Source organism: Aeromonas sp. QDB03 (assembly GCF_027707985.1).
Classification (GTDB): domain Bacteria; phylum Pseudomonadota; class Gammaproteobacteria; order Enterobacterales; family Aeromonadaceae; genus Aeromonas; species Aeromonas hydrophila.
Genome location: NZ_JAPCJG010000012.1, coordinates 75,912 through 93,342, shown reverse-complemented (window position 1 = coordinate 93,342; position 17,431 = coordinate 75,912). Strand labels below are relative to the sequence as shown.

16 protein-coding genes and 1 pseudogene are annotated in these 17,431 nt (G+C 62.8%); 10 read left to right on the top strand and 7 right to left on the bottom strand.

All coding sequences use genetic code 11. The features are described 5' to 3' along the window. Positions 1–77: 77 nt before the first annotated feature. Positions 78–677 (top strand): annotated as a pseudogene (locus tag PG900_RS20535) (phosphorylase family protein); the annotation flags it as partial. Positions 678–767: 90 nt separating this feature from the next. On the opposite strand, the gene PG900_RS20530 reads toward PG900_RS20535, so the two are convergent. Further along, a complete protein-coding gene (locus tag PG900_RS20530; RefSeq protein WP_201903857.1) occupies positions 768–1,277 on the bottom strand; it encodes a YgjV family protein in 510 nt (169 codons plus the stop codon). Positions 1,278–1,334: 57 nt separating this feature from the next. After that, positions 1,335–1,910 carry a Crp/Fnr family transcriptional regulator gene (locus PG900_RS20525; protein WP_270800593.1) on the bottom strand — a complete coding sequence of 192 codons (576 nt, stop codon included), beginning with the start codon at positions 1,908–1,910 and terminating at the stop codon, positions 1,335–1,337. Between the two features lie 240 nt (positions 1,911–2,150). Here PG900_RS20525 and ettA point away from each other — a divergent pair, with 240 nt between their 5' ends. The 3 genes from ettA (at position 2,151) to PG900_RS20510 (ending at position 5,997) form a co-directional block, all read left to right on the top strand. Then, entirely contained in the window at positions 2,151–3,818 is a 1,668-nt protein-coding gene (gene ettA, locus PG900_RS20520; protein ID WP_016349627.1) for an energy-dependent translational throttle protein EttA, read from the top strand. Positions 3,819–4,050: 232 nt separating this feature from the next. Beyond that, entirely contained in the window at positions 4,051–4,386 is a 336-nt protein-coding gene (locus PG900_RS20515) for a hypothetical protein (RefSeq protein ID WP_045790534.1), read from the top strand. 267 nt (positions 4,387–4,653) lie between these two features. After that, positions 4,654–5,997: an NCS2 family permease gene (locus tag PG900_RS20510; RefSeq protein WP_270800591.1), complete on the top strand. Its 1,344-nt coding sequence runs from the start codon at positions 4,654–4,656 to the stop codon at positions 5,995–5,997. Between the two features lie 76 nt (positions 5,998–6,073). Here the strand turns inward: PG900_RS20510 and djlA are convergent, their stop codons facing one another. From djlA to PG900_RS20495, 3 genes are read right to left on the bottom strand one after another with little or no spacing between them, the layout of a single operon-like run. Further along, positions 6,074–6,904, bottom strand: coding sequence for a co-chaperone DjlA (gene djlA, locus PG900_RS20505; protein ID WP_257688717.1), 831 nt, complete (start codon positions 6,902–6,904; stop codon positions 6,074–6,076). A gap of 19 nt (positions 6,905–6,923) precedes the next feature. After that, positions 6,924–7,592 (bottom strand): N-acetylmuramate alpha-1-phosphate uridylyltransferase MurU, encoded by a 669-nt coding sequence (murU, locus tag PG900_RS20500; protein WP_270800586.1) that lies wholly within the window; start codon positions 7,590–7,592, stop codon positions 6,924–6,926. After that, entirely contained in the window at positions 7,589–8,599 is a 1,011-nt protein-coding gene (locus PG900_RS20495; protein ID WP_270800584.1) for an aminoglycoside phosphotransferase family protein, read from the bottom strand. Before PG900_RS20495 ends, murU begins: the two co-directional genes overlap by 4 nt. A 174-nt stretch (positions 8,600–8,773) precedes the next feature. On the opposite strand from PG900_RS20495, the gene lptD reads away from it, so the two are divergent. From lptD to PG900_RS20465, 6 genes are read left to right on the top strand one after another with little or no spacing between them, the layout of a single operon-like run. Next, entirely contained in the window at positions 8,774–11,206 is a 2,433-nt protein-coding gene (gene lptD, locus PG900_RS20490) for an LPS assembly protein LptD (RefSeq protein WP_043124959.1), read from the top strand. A gap of 30 nt (positions 11,207–11,236) precedes the next feature. Beyond that, a complete protein-coding gene (gene surA / locus PG900_RS20485; RefSeq protein WP_043168429.1) occupies positions 11,237–12,535 on the top strand; it encodes a peptidylprolyl isomerase SurA in 1,299 nt (432 codons plus the stop codon). Continuing rightward, positions 12,535–13,530 carry a 4-hydroxythreonine-4-phosphate dehydrogenase PdxA gene (gene pdxA / locus PG900_RS20480; RefSeq protein ID WP_270800582.1) on the top strand — a complete coding sequence of 332 codons (996 nt, stop codon included), beginning with the start codon at positions 12,535–12,537 and terminating at the stop codon, positions 13,528–13,530. The genes surA and pdxA overlap by 1 nt, the downstream gene beginning before the upstream one ends. Then, complete coding sequence (rsmA, locus tag PG900_RS20475) at positions 13,520–14,347, top strand: 16S rRNA (adenine(1518)-N(6)/adenine(1519)-N(6))-dimethyltransferase RsmA (protein ID WP_016349619.1); 828 nt, start codon at positions 13,520–13,522, stop codon at positions 14,345–14,347. Before pdxA ends, rsmA begins: the two co-directional genes overlap by 11 nt. 4 nt (positions 14,348–14,351) lie before the next feature. After that, complete coding sequence (apaG, locus tag PG900_RS20470) at positions 14,352–14,714, top strand: Co2+/Mg2+ efflux protein ApaG (protein WP_039213901.1); 363 nt, start codon at positions 14,352–14,354, stop codon at positions 14,712–14,714. A gap of 6 nt (positions 14,715–14,720) precedes the next feature. Then, entirely contained in the window at positions 14,721–15,542 is an 822-nt protein-coding gene (locus PG900_RS20465; RefSeq protein ID WP_043160557.1) for a symmetrical bis(5'-nucleosyl)-tetraphosphatase, read from the top strand. Between the two features lie 152 nt (positions 15,543–15,694). Here the strand turns inward: PG900_RS20465 and PG900_RS20460 are convergent, their stop codons facing one another. Beyond that, positions 15,695–16,195, bottom strand: coding sequence for a 2TM domain-containing protein (locus PG900_RS20460; RefSeq protein ID WP_017410311.1), 501 nt, complete (start codon positions 16,193–16,195; stop codon positions 15,695–15,697). A 235-nt stretch (positions 16,196–16,430) separates the two neighbouring features. Beyond that, positions 16,431–17,420: a luciferase-like monooxygenase gene (locus tag PG900_RS20455; protein ID WP_016349616.1), complete on the bottom strand. Its 990-nt coding sequence runs from the start codon at positions 17,418–17,420 to the stop codon at positions 16,431–16,433. Between the last annotated feature and the right edge of the window lie 11 nt (positions 17,421–17,431).

Sequence of the window (17,431 nt, the reverse complement as noted above, 5' to 3'; positions counted from 1 at the left end):
TTTTGCTAGTGAATTGATCACAACAATCAGTGATCAATTCACCCGCACTCAGTGATCATTTCAGTCGCGCGCGCACACTGGCCAATGCCGCCGCGGCCACCACCCTCGCCATGGAGCGCTTCCAGCCGCGCCTCGTCATCAATCAGGGCACGGCGGGCGGCCACGATCCGGCGCTGCACCGGGGTGACATCGTCATCGGCACCAAGAGCTTCAACATGGGGGCCTACCGCAGTGATCTGACGCCCGCCGAGCAGGGCGTCGACCCGAGCAAATGGCAAAACTTCGAGGTCACCATGCGCCTGCGCGACAACGGCAAGCTGGTGGAACACACCGCTTTTGCCGGCGACCCAGAGCTGGTCGGCCGCGCCCTCGGCATGGCCGACCGTTATCGTCACGGTCGGGTGGTCCCCGGCATCATAGGCACCGCCGACGAGTGGAACCGCCAAGTCGCCCGCATCAACTGGCTGCATCAGACCTACAACACGGCAGCAGAAGAGATGGAGACCTCCTCCGCCGCCCTGGTGGCAGAGGCCTACAAGGTGCCCTTCGTCGGTATCCGGGTACTTTCCAACACCGATCTGCACGGAGAAGAATTCGATCCGCAGACCGCCATCCACTGCCAGCAGTTCGTCATCGATTACGCACAAGCGCTCATCAACGGCTTCAACAAAGCCTGATGCACCCAAGAGGCCGCCACTGTGGCGGCTTCTTTTCTTGGTCATCCCTATCAGGCGGGACTTGCCCCACGCACTCTCCCGCAGCCGATATCAACGCCCCGGACATGCCCTGCGCCCATAGTGGCGGTAGTAGCCCACCAGATTGCTGACCAGAAACAGCCCCTCCATCAGTGCCGCCACGGGCGACCCCACCAGCAGGTTGTTGGCCAGCCAGCAGAGCGTGCCCAGCAACATCCAGCGCCGCAGCAGGCGGTCATCCGGACAAAACGCAGCCCGGGTCTGCAGCAGGCTGGCCAGCAACCCCAGCAAGGCGAGCGGTCCCTGATAGGTGGCGAGCACCGCGAGGCAGGACAACCCCATAAAAAGCCACATCAAGAGGCGGCGTGTGTCCAGCATGCTGACCACGAAGCGCAGGCTCGCCAGCCAGAGCAGCAAGGCGGCCGACGCTTGTCCCAGCAGCGCGAAATGGACGCCATTGAGGGCGCAGGAGAGCGCCAGACAGGCCAGAATGGCCCGGCGCGTCTGCAACTGAAACGACAGCAGATCCAGCAGCAGCGCCAGACTCACCACCAGTTGTGACCACAAAAACAGCGACATCATCCCCACTCCAGGCTTGTTCGAGGGGCCCAGCATGGCGGGAATGGGCACGGCGCGGCATTAACCCGTGTTAATGCGCCGGCGGATCCGCGACAGGGTGACCGGGTTGACGCCGATGTAGTTGGCGAGCTGCACCTGAGTGAGCCGCGCCGGCCAGTGGGGGAAGGTGCGGCAGAGCTCCCGGTAGCGCTCTTCGGGGGAGTGGAGCAGCAAGAAGGCCTCCTTGCGCTCCTTGTAGCACAGCTGCTGGCGCAGCAGGGCCATGCAGACTGGTTGCCAGGCGGGCTGGTCCAGCAGGGCGAGCGGTACCCGCACCAGTTGCAGCGCCGTAACGGCCTCCAGCTGGTAGCGGGCAGGCGACCCGGTGAGCCAGCTGTCGTAGAGCAGACAGAGTTCCCCTTCGAAGTAGAACTCCTTGCAGCGCTCCTGCCCCTCCCGGGCGTAGTGACAGGCGCGGGCGATGCCTCGCTCGAGGTAGAAAGCCGACTCCTGTATCGCCCCCTGGGCCAGCAGCGGCTGACCCGGCTGCAAGGTCAAACGGGGCAGGCTGGCGGCAAGCGGCTCACCGATGACGGGTGACAGCCCCATGGCGACGAGGGTGGCCGCCAGAGGCAGGGCTGAAGGCAGGCTGGTCATGCAAACTCCGGGGCAAACAGGGCCTTCATCATGCCAAGTTTGGCGGCCCGTTGCAGCAGGCTGTGATGGCCCCGGCAAAGGGGATGGCTGACTGGGTGCCACCTTTGCCCCCCCTCGCCCATTGGTTTACAATCGACGGGTTTTTTGGAACCCGGTTGACCCGCGTCGACCTGGCCCCACCACGACATCAGTCTGTTAGTGCCAAGACATTAACCTGCTGAAAAGGAAGAGAATTAGCCAATGGCTCAATTTATTTACACCATGAACAGGGTCGGCAAGGTAGTGCCGCCCAAGCGTCATATTCTCAAGAACATCTCCTTGAGCTTCTTCCCGGGCGCCAAGATCGGCGTGCTGGGTCTGAACGGCGCCGGTAAATCCACCCTGCTGCGCATCATGGCAGGCATCGACACCGAGATCGAAGGGGAAGCCCGTCCGCAGCCCGGCATCAAGATCGGCTACCTGCCGCAGGAGCCGAAGCTGGATCCGGAGCAGACCGTACGCGAAGCGGTCGAAGAGGCCGTTGGCGAAGTGAAGCGCGCCATGGCCCGTCTGGACGAAGTCTATGCGGCCTACGCCGACCCGGATGCGGATTTCGACAAGCTGGCCCGCGAACAGGGCGAGCTGGAAGCCATCATCCAGGCCCAGGGTGGCCACAACATGGAAAACCAGCTGGAGCGCGCGGCCGACGCCCTGCGCCTGCCGGCCTGGGATGCCCAGATCAAGCACCTCTCCGGTGGTGAGCGCCGCCGGGTGGCGCTGTGCCGCCTGCTGCTGGAAAAACCGGACATGCTGCTGCTGGATGAACCGACCAACCACCTGGATGCAGAATCCGTGGCCTGGCTGGAGCGCTTCCTGCACGACTACGAGGGTACCGTCGTGGCCATCACCCACGACCGTTACTTCCTCGACAACGTGGCCGGCTGGATCCTGGAGCTGGACCGCGGCGAAGGGATCCCGTGGGAGGGCAACTACTCCTCCTGGCTGGAGCAAAAAGATGCCCGTCTGGCGCAAGAAGCCAGCACGGAAGCTGCTCGTCGCAAGTCTATCGAGAAAGAGCTGGAGTGGGTTCGCCAGAACCCGAAAGGCCGTCAGGCCAAATCCAAGGCCCGTATGGCTCGCTTCGAGGAGCTCAACACCAACGACTACCAGAAGCGCAACGAGACCAACGAGCTGTTCATTCCGCCCGGACCGCGCCTCGGCGACAAGGTGGTGGAGGTGGCAAACCTCTGCAAGTCCTACGGTGACCGCCAGCTGATCGACGATCTCTCCTTCTCCATTCCGAAGGGGGCCATCGTCGGCATCATCGGTCCGAACGGTGCCGGTAAATCGACCCTGTTCCGCATGATGTCGGGTCAGGAGCAGCCGGACTCAGGTTCCATCACTCTGGGTGAGACCGTGGTGCTGGCCTCGGTGGATCAGTTCCGCGACAGCATGAACGACAAGAAGACAGTGTTCGAGGAAGTCGCCGACGGCCAGGACATCCTGCGCATCGGCAACTACGAGTTCCCGAGCCGCGCCTACATAGGCCGCTTCAACTTCAAGGGCGCCGATCAGCAGAAGCGGGTTGGCGAGCTGTCCGGTGGTGAACGCGGCCGTCTGCACCTGGCCAAGCTGCTGCAGACCGGCGGCAACGTGCTGCTCTTGGATGAACCGACCAACGATCTGGACATCGAAACCCTGCGCGCCCTCGAGAACGCCCTGCTGGAGTTCCCGGGTTGCGCCATGGTCATCTCCCACGACCGCTGGTTCCTCGACCGCATCGCCACCCACATCCTGGACTATCAGGACGAGGGCAAGATCGCCTTCTTCGAGGGCAACTTCACCGAATACGAAGAGTGGAAGAAGAAGACCTACGGCGCCGAGGCCATCCAGCCGCATCGCGCCAAGTACAAGCGCATCGCCAAGTAACAGGGCAAACAAGTACGGCTGCTACATCAGCCGCACCGTTTCCACCACGACAAGCGCATCGCCAAGTAACAGGGCAAACAAGTGCGGCTGCTGCATCAGCCGCACCGTTCCCACCACGACAAGCGAATCGCCAAGTAAACCGGTACATGCGACAAGGGGAGCCCAGGCTCCCCTTTCTTGTGCCCGATCGCTTACAATCCAAGACGGATACCTTATGCATGGATGTAGCAAGATGACGACCCAGCCCACCACAGAGAAGAAACTGACCATCCAGATCCGGGTCGAGCCCGGTTGCCTCGGGCCGGACGGCAAGGCGCACATCGAGACCTTCTGCACCGCCGCCGCCAAGATCTTCGCCGCCGTGGAGCCGGAGCTGGTGAACTGGACCCTGCTGCCCCGCTATGACAAGCAGTTGCCGGAGCAGGAGTTTTTCATCGACGGCCGCAAGCTGACCGAGGAGCAGGCCAGCCTGTTTCTGCGCCGCCTGGGGCGGGAGCTGGGGGAAGTGCAGGAGACCCTCGACTCCGTGCTGGCCCAACTGGTAGAGCGCTATTTCAAAACCCTCTGAGCTCTGCCCTCTCTGCGCCAAAAAGGTTCTCCGACGAGAACCTTTTTTGTTGGCGAAAAAGCAAACGTTTGAATTTTTGCTCTATTCATTGATCCGCCTCGCAGATCCGGGGTTTGTAAACGGCACCGCCTGTGTAAAAATGTGCGCGCTGTCACGGTATCAGGACGAGTCTGGTTGTTTAACCACCAGAAACAGGGCATCACGCCCGCATGGATGGGACCGGCTCCTCGCCTGCTGCTTATTTCACGTCACCTATTGGAATCCAACATGAATCAACCACACCAGGCCCCCGCACAGGCCGCCGGGCAAGGATTGCTTGAGCGTCTGTTTGCCCTGAAGGGCCATGGCACCAACGCCCGCACCGAAGTGATCGCCGGCATCACCACCTTCCTGACCATGGTCTATATCGTCTTCGTCAACCCGCAGATCCTCTCTGCGGCCGGCATGGACACCCAGGCCGTGTTCGTCACCACCTGCCTCATCGCCGGCATCGGCAGCATCCTGATGGGTCTGCTCGCCAACCTGCCCATCGCGCTGGCACCGGCCATGGGCCTCAACGCCTTCTTCGCCTTCGTGGTGGTGGCCGGCATGGGCTACTCCTGGCAAGTGGGCATGGGCACCATCTTCTGGGGTGCCATGGGCCTGTTGATCCTCACCCTGCTGCGGGTGCGCTACTGGCTCATCGCCAACATTCCGCTCACCCTGCGGGTCGGCATCACCGCCGGCATCGGTCTGCTGATCGCCCTGCTCGGCCTGCACAACGCCGGCATCGTGGTCGCCAGCCCCGCCACCATGGTGACGGTGGGCAACCTCACCTCCCTGCCCTGCCTGCTGGGGCTGCTCGGTTTCTTCCTGATCTGCATCTTCTCCGCCCGCGGCGTCCACTCCGCCGTGCTGATCGCCATCGTGGTGACCACCACCCTGGGCTGGCTGTTTGGCGACGTCATCTTCAAGGGCTTCGTCTCCATGCCCCCCAGCATTGAGCCGGTGTTTGGCCAGCTGGACCTGATGGGCTCGCTCGACATCAGCCTGGCCGGGATCATCTTCTCCTTCATGCTGGTCAACCTGTTCGACTCCTCCGGCACCCTGATCGGCGTCACCAACCGTGCCAAGCTGGCCGATGACAAGGGGCACTTCCCGCGCATGAAGCAGGCCTTGCTGGTGGATAGCGCCAGCTCGGTCGGCGGCGCCTTCATGGGCACCTCCTCGGTCACCGCCTTCATCGAGAGCAGCTCCGGCGTCGCCGTCGGCGGCCGTACCGGCCTCACCGCCATCGTGGTCGGCCTGCTGTTCCTGCTGGCCATCTTCTTCTCTCCGGTGGCCGCCATGGTGCCGGCCTACGCCGCAGCCGGCGCCCTCATCTACGTGGGCGTGCTGATGTGCTCCGAGCTGACCCGGGTGAAGTGGGAAGACCTGACCGAAGCGGTGCCGGCCTTCATGACCGCCGTCATGATGCCGTTCAGCTTCTCCATCACCGAGGGGATCGCCGTCGGCTTCATCTCCTACTGCGTGATGAAGGCGGGTACCGGCCGCTGGCGCGAGATCAACCCCTGCGTGCTGGTGGTGGCCCTGCTGTTCGTGCTCAAGTTCGTCTGGGTCGACAGCCACTAAGCCGCGACGCACAAATACTGCGCAAACAAAAATGCCCGTCAGCGACGGGCATTTTTTATGGCTGACGAAGTGGCACTCAGCGAATGCCGCGCGCCTCGCGGATCCACTCCCAGGCCTGCTGGATCTCCTGGGTCTTCTCCTTGGCCATCTCCATCATCTCCGGCGGCAAGCCCTTGGCGGCCAGCTTGTCCGGGTGATGCTTGCTCATCTCCTTGCGATAGGCGCGCTTGATCTCCTGATCGCTGTCGCTCTCGCTCACCCCCAACAGCTGGTAGGCATCCTTGAGCCGGTCACGGGAGGGGGCCTCCTGCCGGTACTGCTGCCCGCTGTGCCCGCCATCCTGATACTGGCCACCGTGCGCCCGGTTGAAGAAGTTCATCTGCGCCTCGGCCATCGCCAGAATGCGGGCCAGCTCGATGCGGCTGAAGCCCAGCTCATCGGCGATGGTGTGCAGGATGGCACGCTCGTTGGCCTCGACCTTGCCATCGGCGAAGGCGGCCTGCAGCTGCACCTCGAGGAAAAAGCGCAGGATATCGCGCTGGCCCTGGCTGGCACGACGAAACTCGGCCAGGGTCTCCCGCAGCGGAAAGTCCGCCTCCTTGCCCTGGCGGAACGACTCCTGGGCGCGAGCCCGCTGCTCACCTGCCAGCCGCATCCGGTCCATCAGGTTGGAGGCGACCCGGATCTCCTGCTCGGTCACCTGGCCGCTCGCCTTGGCGATATGGCCCATGACGGCGAAGGTGGCGTGGAAGAAGACCGCCTGTTGCTGCTGGGTGGGTGCGCGGCGAAAATTCAAGCCCATGCCACGGTCGAAACGGTGGCCTATCCAGAGGCCAAGCAGGGCACCGAAGATGTTGCCGAGCAGAAAACCGAAGAAGGCGCCAAGCACCTTACCCCAAATACGCATGGTTCAAGACCTCGTGAAATTAATGAGTGCGTCCTTGCAACTGATCGTCCAGCGCCTGCAGCCGCGCCACCGTGCCGATGTCGCGCCACTCGCCGGCCAGCAGGCTGCCGCCCACCCGGCCCTGTGCCATCCAGTCGCGCAGCAGGGGCGCCAGCTTGCGCGCCCCCGATGTGAGTCCGGCAAAGGCGGCGGGCTCATAGAGTCCGACTCCGCTGAAGGTCAGCGCCTGGGTATCGACCACCTTTCCCGCCTGCAGCGCAAAATCCCCCGCCGGATGTTGCGGCGGGTTGGGCACCAGCCAGAGGTGGGCCAGATCCGTACCCAGCGGCTGGGTCACCAGAGTGCGATAGTCCAGATCGAGCCAGGTATCGCCGTTGATCACCAGAAACGGCTCGTCTCCCAGCAGCGGCAGCGCCTGCACGATGCCGCCGGCGGTCTCCAGCGCGCTCTCCTCCGCCGACCATTGAATGTCGACTCCGAACTGACGGCCATCGCCGAGGGCCTCTACCAGCTTGTGGCCGAGCCAGGCATGGTTGATGACAAGCGTGGTCACGCCGGCAGCCTTAAGTTTGTCGATATGGTGCACAATGAGCGGCTTGCCCCCCACCGCCAGCAGCGGCTTGGGCAGGCTGTCGGTGAGCGGGCGCATCCGCTCGCCGCGACCGGCGGCCAGGATCATCGCCTTCATGACGTTACTCCGGTGCGGGCCAGCCCGGGCAGCACCACCTGCGCCAGCCACTGGCCGAAGCGAGCCAGCACCGGGTAGGCCGCACCATGGCTGCGGCAGACATCCACCACATAGCCGAGGGTGCGGGGAATGTCCTTGAGGTAACCGGACTTGCCGTCGCGATGGTAGAGACGGGTGAAGATGCCCGCCGCCTTGAGGTGGCGCTGCATGCCGGTGAGATCAGCGGCGCGACGAAACGCGGCGTAATCGAGCTCGCCCAGCAGCTTGGCCTGCTGCAGGGTGTCAAACCCGAGCCGCATGCCCTGCTCGATCACCGTGTCCGGCCAGCGCACGTAGCAGTCTTTCAGCAGCGAGACCAGGTCATAGCTGAGCGGGCCTGTGACCATGTCCTGGAAGTCGATGACCGCCAGCTGGCTGTCGGCCGGGGTCTCGCCACCGCACACCATCAGGTTGCGGCTGTGAAAATCCCGGTGCATCACCCCCTGCGGCTGGGCCAGGTTGTTCTCGGTGAGGCAGGCGAAGGTCTCGGCCAGCAACTGCTGCTCTTCATCGCTCAGGGCCAGTTGCAGATGGTGACCCAGCAGCCACTCGGGGAAAATGCTGTTCTCCCGTGCCATAAAGGCGGAATCAAAAGGCTCAAGGTCCAGTTCAACTGCGCCGAGACGGGGCAGCAGCGCGATGGCCTTGCCGTACCAGGCCAGCACGTTGTCTGCGTTCAGGCAGCCGATAAGCTGGGTGTCCCCCAGATCGGTCACCGCCAGCAGCCCCTGATCGTAGTCCACCGCCCGCACCTCGGGGGCCAGCAGACCACCGGCATGCAGGGCCGAGGCATTGCGGACAAACTCATGATTTTTTTCGGTTTTAGGATTGGCATCCACCCAGATCAGGCCACCGCCACGGTGGTAGCGGCGAAAACTGGCGTCACCGGAAATGAGGGTCAACTGCAGGCTGGCATCACCGGAAATCCGGCGCGCCCAGTGCAACAAGAGGGAATCGCGATCGTGCATAAGTCGGGGACCAAATTGGAAAGCAGCACTTGGCTGTTAGCCCTGGCCGCAATAATGCTTTATCATTGCCGGCTAACATAAAGCAATGACATGCAATGTCAACTCGATGAATCCTGTCGTAAAATGCATGTCTTGAATCAGCCGTAGCTACCACGGATTGCGCGAGTCTTTCACATGACAAAACGGACACTGGGATACTCCTATCCCATCGCCCTGACCATCAGCCTTGTTCCAGCCCTGACCCCGGCCATCGTGCAGGCGGCGCCGCTGACGCCGCCGCCCGCCACCGGGATCCTGGACGGGCTCTGCTATGACTATGTCCCCAAGATTGAGAAGCTGGCGCCCGGCAAGGACGCCAACGCCCAACCCGTGGAAGTGGATGCCGATCGGCTCGAAGCCAAGCAGGGCGGCACCGCCGTCTACCAGGGCGACGTCAAGGTGCGCCAGGGCGTGCGCAAGTTCGATTCCGACTACGCCGAGCTCGATCAGAAGAGCCGGGACGTCATCGCCATCGGCAACATCTACTACAACGATGGCCAGATCACGGTCACCAGCGACAAGACCCTGAAATCTAACCTGGATACCAAGAACTCCGAGCTGGAAGAGGGCAAATATCAGGTGCATGGCTCGCCGGTGCGCGGCTCAGCCGACCGGGTCACCATGACCAACAACAACCAGAACATCACCCTGGAAGGGGCCCAGTACACCACCTGCCCGCCGGGTCAGGAAGTGTGGACCCTGAAGGCGGGCAGCATCGACATCGATCAGACCGAGGTGTTCGGGGAAGCCTGGAACGCCAGTCTCTGGCTCTACGACTACCCGGTGTTCTACTTCCCGTACATCAACTTTCCCATCAAGGATGAACGCAAGACGGGCTTGCTCTACCCGGGTTATACCCAAAGCTCCAAGAACGGCATGGACATCACCCAGCCGTTCTACTGGAACATTGCCCCCAACTACGATGCCACCATCACCTCCCGCTTCATGGACAGACGTGGCCTGATGGAGCAGGTGCAGTTCCGCTACATGCCGGATCCGGCCCATGTCGGCAGCCTCTATTTCGAGAACCTGGCCAACGACAAGCAGTACGACGAGACCCCGAGCCTCAACCAGGCCATGTCCGACGGTCACCGTTACCTGCTCAACGCCAATCACACCTCGCTGTTTGCCGACAACGCCATGCGGGTGTCGCTCGACTACACCAAGGTGCGGGACCGGGATTACAACTACTTCAACGACTTCTCCCCCAAGGTAGGCACCCAGGTCGAGAACCAGTTGCAGCAGTCCCTGATGGCCGGTTACTTCCAGCCCAACTGGAACATCAACACCGAGGTGCGCACCTACCAGATCCTGCTGGCCAGCGCCCAGCAGCCCCACGAGCTGATGCCGCGCATCGACCACAACTATTACCAGCAAGGCAGCTGGTACGATCTGGCCTGGAACACCGAGATCACCAAGTTCGGCTACAACAACGCCCAGGCCATCGCCCAGAACCAGGGCGGTGCCTACACCGGCACCCGGGTCTACACGGCCCCGACCCTGACCATGCCGCTCATCAACGAGGCAGGCTACTACCTCGACAGCCAGTACAAGCTGATGTACACCCGTTACGATCAGGAAGTGCCGGACAACATGAGCCAGACCTTCGTCAAGAATTTCACTGCTGAAGGTGGCAACGGAGTCACTCTGGACGAAGGGATCATCACCCGCACCCTGCCCTCCTTCCGCCTCAAGGGCGGCATGACCTTCGAGCGCAACCAGAACTGGTTCGGCGGCGATGCCAACCAGACCCTGGAGCCGGAGTTCCAGTACCTCTATGTGCCCTACAAGAACCAGGACAACATAGGCGTCTATGACTCCACCAGCATGCGTCAGGACTACTACAGCCTGTTCAGCGACCGCCGCTACGCCGGTCTGGATCGCATCAGCGACTCCAACAGAGTCTCCATCGGCCTCACCAGCCGGGTATATGATGAGGCCGGTGATGAACGAATTCGGCTGGCCGTTGCCCAAGCTTTCGATTTTGTTGCGCCCAGGGTCAAGCTCTATCCCAGCGAGACCCTGACCACCAACACCCGCTCCCCGCTCTCTTTCGAGGGGGATGCCAAGATCAACGAGCAGTGGTTTGCCCATGCCGGCGCGCAATATGATGTGGACCAGAGCCGGCTCAGCTCTGCCAACAGCGCCATCGAGTATCGCCGCGAGAAGCTGATCAGCCAGCTGAACCATCGTTTCGTACGCGATGCCAACTACGATCTTGAAAACAAGGGGCAGGTAACAGATCTCAACCAGATCGGCCTGCTGTTGACTACCCCGCTCAACGACCAGTGGCACCTGTACGGGGGTTACTATCAGGAGCTGAATCAGAGCGTGAAGTCTGATCGCAAGGTAGGCCTGAAGTACGACTCCTGCTGCTGGAGCATCAACTTCAACCTGGAGTGGGTCAACACTCCGGACAATGTGACCATGCGTCCGACCTCGGAGCGCAGTCTGGGCATTCAGTTTGAAATGAAAGGATTGGGTAGCGTGGGTACCGGCTCCAAGGGCACCTCCCTGGACACCGAAGCACTGCCTTACATTCGTCCGTTTAACCTGCGAGACCAATAAGCGGTCTGGCAAACGCCTTGAGAGATGGATATGAAGAAGACGTTGATTTCCCTGCTGACTGCAGGCCTGTTCGGAGCCATGAGCCAGGGTGCCTTCGCCGCCCCCGAACTGATGGACAAGGTGCTTGCCGTGGTCAACAAGGACGTGGTGCTGGCCAGCCAGCAGGAAGCCCTGGTGCAGAAGGTGAAAGCCTCTGCCCAGGAGAGCGGCCAGTCCCTGCCCGATGACGCCACCCTGCGCAAACAGGCGCTGGATCGGCTGATCCAGGAGAGCCTGCAGCTGCAACTGGCGGATCGTCAGGGCCTCAAGATCAGCGATACCCAGCTGGAGCAGGCAATCCAGAGCATCGCCGCCGACAACAAGATGACCCTGGATCAGCTGCGGGCCCAGCTGGCCCGTGAAGGGCTGACCTATGCCCAGTATCGGGAAGAGGTGCGCCGCGAGATCCTGATGAACGAGGTGCGCCGCAATCAGGTGCGCCGCCGCATCAACATCTCCGAGCAGGAGGTGAAGCAGGTGGTCGACATCCTCGCCAAGCAGGGTCAGCAACAGCAGCAATACCATGTCGGCCACATCCAGGTTGCCCTGCCGGACAACCCGAGCGCCGAGCAGCTCAACGCCGCCAAGAGCAAGATTGAACGCATCCTGGCCGCCCTCAAGCAGGGTGCCGACTTCCGCAAGATGGCCATTGCCGAGAGCAGCGGACCCAAGGCGCTGGAAGGGGGTGACTGGGGCTGGATGAGCCCGCAGGAGATGCCGACTCTGATGGCCGAGGCGGTACAAGGCACCAAGAAGGGCGACATCGTCGGCCCACTGCGTTCCGGTGCCGGCCTGCACATCATCAAGGTGTTCGACAGCAAGGGCCAGCAGCAGGTCGTGCAGACCGAAGTGCGCGCCCGTCACATCCTGATCAAGCCCTCCATCATCCTGAGCGAAGAAAAAGCCAAGGGCATGCTGGACGGCATCCTGCACGACATTAAGAGCGGCAAGGCCAGCTTCGCCAGCCTGGCGGAGAAATACTCCGAAGACCCGGGTTCTGCGGTGCAGGGTGGCGAACTGGGCTGGTCCGATCCCAACGTCTATGTGCCGGAGTTCCGCGACATGGTCAACCGCCTGCAACCGGGCCAGATCAGCGAACCCTTCCGCACCACCCACGGCTGGCACATCGTCCAGCTGGAAGAGCGCCGCAGCCAGGATGCCACCAACAAGGCCCAGGAGCAGCGCGCCTATCAGCTGATCTACAACCGTCGCTTCACCGAAGAGTCCCAGGCCTGGCTGGACGAGCTGCGTGACGAGGCCTACATCCAGATCGAAGGCGCCGGCAGCTGATGAGTTGTCGTCGTCTCGCCATCACCCCGGGTGAACCGGCCGGGATCGGTCCGGATCTGGTGCTGCAGATTGCCCAGCAGGATTGGCCGCACCAGCTGGTGGTGATCGCCGATCCGGCGCTGCTGCACGAGCGGGCTGCCCTGCTGGGGCTGCCCGTCGAGTTGCAGCCTTATGATGCCGACCAGCCTGCCCACCCGCAGCGGGCCGGCACCCTCACCGTCTGTCCGGTTCCCCTCGGCGCCGCCGTGGTGCCGGGCATGCTCGACGAGGGTAACGGTGCCTACGTGCTGGCCACCCTGCAGCGCGCCTGCGATGGCAACATGAGCGGCGAATTTGCCGCCGTGGTGACCGGGCCGGTGCACAAGGGGATCATCAACCAGGCCGGCGTCTCGTTCAGCGGTCACACCGAGTTCTTCGCCCAGCAGTCCGGCACCGCCGACGTGGTGATGCTGCTGGCGACCGAGGGACTGCGGGTCGCGCTGGCGACCACCCACATTCCGCTGGCCTATGTGGCGATGGCCATCACCGAGGATCGGCTCGGCAAGGTGATCCGCATCCTGGATGCGGATCTCAAGAGCAAATTCGGCATCGCCACTCCCCGCATTTACGTCTGCGGCCTCAATCCCCACGCCGGGGAAGGCGGCCATCTCGGCCGTGAAGAGATTGACGTGATCGAACCCGCCCTGGCAGTCCTTCGCCAGGAGGGGATCGATCTGGTCGGCCCGTTGCCGGCCGATACCCTGTTCCAGGACAAATACCTCAAGGATGCGGATGCGGTACTCGCCATGTACCACGACCAGGGGCTGCCCGTGCTCAAATACAAGGGCTTCGGCAGTTCGGTCAATATCACCCTTGGACTTCCTTTCATCCGCACTTCGGTGGATCACGGCACCGCACTGGATCTGGCAGGCAAGGGCCTCGCCGACTCGGGCAGCCTGATCACCGCGATCAACCACGCCATCAAGATGGTAGAGAAAAAAAGATATGAGCAGTAAGGTGCAGAGCAACAAGGTGCACATGGGCCACACCGCCCGTAAGCGTTTCGGTCAGAACTTCTTGCACGATCGCTACGTGATCGATCAGATCGTGGCCGCCATCAATCCGCAGCCGGGTCAGAATCTGGTGGAGATCGGCCCGGGTCTGGCCGCGCTGACCGAGCCGGTCGCCTCCCAGATGGACAAGATGACCGTGGTCGAGCTGGACCGCGACTTGGCGGCGCGCCTGCGCGAGCACCCGACGCTCAAGGAGAAGCTGACCGTCATCGAAGCCGATGCCATGCGCTTCGACTTCGGCACCCTGATGGGGGAAGGCAAGGGGCCGCTGCGCATCTTCGGCAACCTGCCCTACAACATCTCCACTCCGCTCATCTTCCACCTGTGCGAGTTCGCCGACCGGGTAGAGGACATGCACTTCATGCTGCAAAAGGAAGTGGTCCTGCGTCTGGCTGCCGGCCCCGGCAGCAAGGCTTATGGCCGACTGAGCGTGATGACCCAGTACTACTGTCAGGTGGTGCCTGTGCTGGAAGTGGGCCCTGGCGCCTTCAAGCCGGCGCCGAAGGTGGACTCCGCCGTGGTGCGTCTGATCCCGCACAAGAACCCGACTATCGTCGCGAAAGACATTCGTTGCCTGAACCGGGTCTGCACCGAGGGCTTCGGCCAGCGTCGCAAGACCATTCGCAACAGCTTCTCCAACTTCATCACGGACGCCCAGCTGACCGAGCTTGGTATCGATGGCAACCTGCGCCCGGAGAATCTCTCCCTCGAGCAGTTCGTCATGATCGCCAACTGGCTGGCGGATCAGCAACAGGCCTGATCCCGTGGCCACTCCGCACATAGTCATCCGCCCATACCCCCGTTATGTGGCGGATTCCAAAGACCCTTACCAGTTCCACTATCTCATCGAGATCGAGAACCTGGGGCCGGGCCCGGTGCAGCTGCTGCACCGGCGCTGGCTCATCACCGATGCCAATGGCAAGATGCTGGAAGTCGAAGGCCCCGGCGTGGTCGGCGAGCAGCCGGTGATCGCAGAGGGGGAAACCTTCCGCTATCAGAGCGGCGTGCCGCTGGCCACCCCGCTTGGGGTGATGGAAGGGAGTTATACCCTGCAAGACGAGTCGGGGCAGCAATTCGAGGCGCCCATCGCGCCCTTTACGCTGGCCGTCCCCCACATTATCAACTGAGGTTTCATGGCGAACTGTTTTGTTGGCGATATCCAGGGCTGTTACGACGACTTGCGCCGTCTGCTGGATCTGGCCGAGTTCGATCCCGCTAACGACGTGCTCTGGCTGTGTGGCGATCTGGTCGCCCGCGGCCCGGACTCTCTCAATACCCTGCGCTTCGTCAAGGGGCTGGGCAACCGGGCCGTCACCGTGCTCGGCAACCACGACCTGCACCTGCTGGCGGTCGCCGATGGCGTCGCCCCGCTCAAGAAGAAAGACAAGCTGCAGGAGCTGATGGAGGCACCGGACCGGGACGAGCTGCTGGAGTGGCTGCGCCACCGTCCGCTGCTGGCGGAGCACCCCGACCTGCCCATCATGATGGTGCATGCCGGCATCTCCCCGGCATGGGACGCCCGCACCGCCCGCAACTGCGCCCGCGAGGTGGAGAGCCTGCTGCGTGGCGATCAGTACCAGTGGCTGCTGCACAACATGTATGGCGATCAGCCGGATGGCTGGCAGGACGATCTGGTCGGGATCGAGCGCTACCGCTACATCATCAACACCTTCACCCGGATGCGCTTCTGCTATTTCGACGGCCGGCTCGACTTCAAATGCAAGAAGGGCCCCACCGAGTCGACCCCGGGCCTGCGCCCCTGGTTCGAGCAGCGCGAGCACCATGTGGATGACCCCATCCTGGTGTTCGGCCACTGGGCGGCCCTGATGGGCAACACCGGCAAGCAGGACATCAAGGCGCTGGACACCGGCTGTGTCTGGGGCAACAGCCTCACCCTGTGGCGCTATGAAGATGACGCCCTGATCGCCACCCCCTGTCCCACTTACGCCAAGTGATGATAAGGGGACTGCGTCTGAGCAATCAGTGCCTCACTATAAAGATGGCGCCCTGATCACTCCCCTCTCCCACAACACCAAGCAGGTGGCAGGCAATAAAACAGCACGGGCCCGGCATTGCCGGGCCCGTTTTTTATGGTGCATCGCTCACCCTAGAGCTTGCGCCCCAACCGCTTCTCGATCTGCTGCCGCTCCCACTCGGGCCCGAACAGCTTGAACGGCTGGAACAGGTTGATGGCATGGGAGATCAATCCCAGCCCCCAGCCCAGCGCCGGCCACCAGGCCCAGATATAGCCCGGGTTGCTCAGGTAGTTGATGACAAACAGCCCGCAAATCACCAGCAGGTAGCTGGCGATGTGGTAATAGAAGCCCTTGAGCCCCTCCACATAACGCATGGCGGCCCGCTCCTCTACCGATACCCGTATCTCATCCCGTTCCATCGTGTCACTCCCTCTCATCTCGTGCTCCTGTTGGCTTGTACCGTCAAGTTGCGCCACCTCGAGCTCAAAGACGGCGGCCAGGGCCTTGAGGGATTCCAGTCCGGGCTGCTGGCCCTGCTCTATCCGCTGAATGGTGCGAACGCTCAGGCCGGTAAAGGCGGCCAACTGCTCCTGTGACCAGCCCCGCTGCAATCTCAACTTCCTGACGATCATCTCGAACTCCTTGTGGTTGATTGACGGGGCCAGCATAGGGGCCGGCGGGTGCCATGGGCCACGACAGCGCCCTGACACCAACCTGACTTTCCTTTGGATTCAGTACATTAGATAAAAGAGCGTGCTCAAAAACTCAGCTATTCCTCCCCACGCCCCCCCCTTTCGATCACCTGACAGCAGGGCGACAGAGGTGGCGCTTTGTGCAAGATAGCGCCTTGGTATCGGGCGGGCGAGCTTATAGTGCCTGCATCAACTCGGCGGCAATCTCGAAAGAGCGCAGACGAGCCTGATGATCGACGATAGGACCGTTGAACATCAGCTCGTCGGCCCGGGTTTCCGCCAGCAGCGCCTTGAGGCCGTGCCGTATCTGGTCCGGGTTGCCCACCAGCGAACGGGCCAAGGTCTGCTCCATGGCCAGCAGCTCGCGCTCCGACCACTCCTCCCCCAGCTCGATGACGGGGGCCGGCAACTTGCCTGCGTTGCCGCGATGCAGGCGCAGGAACTGCTGCTGCAGGGTGGTGAACTGGAAGCGCGCCTCCCGCTCGCTGTCGGCGGCGATCATGTTGATGCAGACCACCGCATGGGGCTTGGGCCAGCGGGCGGAGGGACGATACTGGGCGCGGTAGATCTCCAGCGCCTGCAGCAGCATGGCGGGGGCGAAGTGGGAGGCAAAGCCGAACGGCAGCCCCATGGCCGCCGCCAGCTGGGCGCTGTAGAGGCTGGAGCCCAGCAGCCAGATGGGCAGATGCAGCCCCTGCCCCGGTACCGCCTGCACCGCCCCCACCTCGTCGCCAAAGTAATCCATCAACTCGCGCACATCGGCCGGGAAGTCATCCACCTCACCGCTGCGCTGGCGTCTGAGCGCCCGCATGGTGCGCTGATCGGTGCCCGGCGCACGGCCAAGCCCGAGATCGATGCGATCCGGATAGAGCGACGCCAGGGTGCCGAACTGCTCGGCGATGACCAGCGGCGAGTGGTTCGGCAGCATGATGCCGCCGGCCCCGATCCGCAGCGTATTGGTACCGCCGGCCAGATGACCGATCAGTACCGAGGTGGCGGCGCTGGCGATGCCCGGCATGTTGTGGTGCTCGGCCAGCCAGTAGCGGCAATAGCCCAGGCGTTCGGCATGACGGGCCAGGTCCAGCGAGCGGCGAAACGACTCGGCCGGCTGGGAGCCTTCGGCCACGGGCACCAGATCGAGTACGGAATAGGGGATGGCAGACATGGGTCACTCCA

Excerpts from the sequence above, each read along its gene's own strand:
- PG900_RS20530 (WP_201903857.1), bottom strand. The coding sequence starts at position 1,277 with ATGATGTCGCTGTTTTTGTGGTCACAACTGGTGGTGAGTCTGGCGCTG.
- PG900_RS20525 (WP_270800593.1), bottom strand. The coding sequence starts at position 1,910 with ATGACCAGCCTGCCTTCAGCCCTGCCTCTGGCGGCCACCCTCGTCGCC.
- ettA (WP_016349627.1), top strand. The coding sequence starts at position 2,151 with ATGGCTCAATTTATTTACACCATGAACAGGGTCGGCAAGGTAGTGCCG.
- PG900_RS20515 (WP_045790534.1), top strand. The coding sequence starts at position 4,051 with ATGACGACCCAGCCCACCACAGAGAAGAAACTGACCATCCAGATCCGG.
- PG900_RS20510 (WP_270800591.1), top strand. The coding sequence starts at position 4,654 with ATGAATCAACCACACCAGGCCCCCGCACAGGCCGCCGGGCAAGGATTG.
- djlA (WP_257688717.1), bottom strand. The coding sequence starts at position 6,904 with ATGCGTATTTGGGGTAAGGTGCTTGGCGCCTTCTTCGGTTTTCTGCTC.
- murU (WP_270800586.1), bottom strand. The coding sequence starts at position 7,592 with ATGAAGGCGATGATCCTGGCCGCCGGTCGCGGCGAGCGGATGCGCCCG.
- PG900_RS20495 (WP_270800584.1), bottom strand. The coding sequence starts at position 8,599 with ATGCACGATCGCGATTCCCTCTTGTTGCACTGGGCGCGCCGGATTTCC.
- lptD (WP_043124959.1), top strand. The coding sequence starts at position 8,774 with ATGACAAAACGGACACTGGGATACTCCTATCCCATCGCCCTGACCATC.
- surA (WP_043168429.1), top strand. The coding sequence starts at position 11,237 with ATGAAGAAGACGTTGATTTCCCTGCTGACTGCAGGCCTGTTCGGAGCC.
- pdxA (WP_270800582.1), top strand. The coding sequence starts at position 12,535 with ATGAGTTGTCGTCGTCTCGCCATCACCCCGGGTGAACCGGCCGGGATC.
- rsmA (WP_016349619.1), top strand. The coding sequence starts at position 13,520 with ATGAGCAGTAAGGTGCAGAGCAACAAGGTGCACATGGGCCACACCGCC.
- PG900_RS20465 (WP_043160557.1), top strand. The coding sequence starts at position 14,721 with ATGGCGAACTGTTTTGTTGGCGATATCCAGGGCTGTTACGACGACTTG.
- PG900_RS20460 (WP_017410311.1), bottom strand. The coding sequence starts at position 16,195 with ATGATCGTCAGGAAGTTGAGATTGCAGCGGGGCTGGTCACAGGAGCAG.
- PG900_RS20455 (WP_016349616.1), bottom strand. The coding sequence starts at position 17,420 with ATGTCTGCCATCCCCTATTCCGTACTCGATCTGGTGCCCGTGGCCGAA.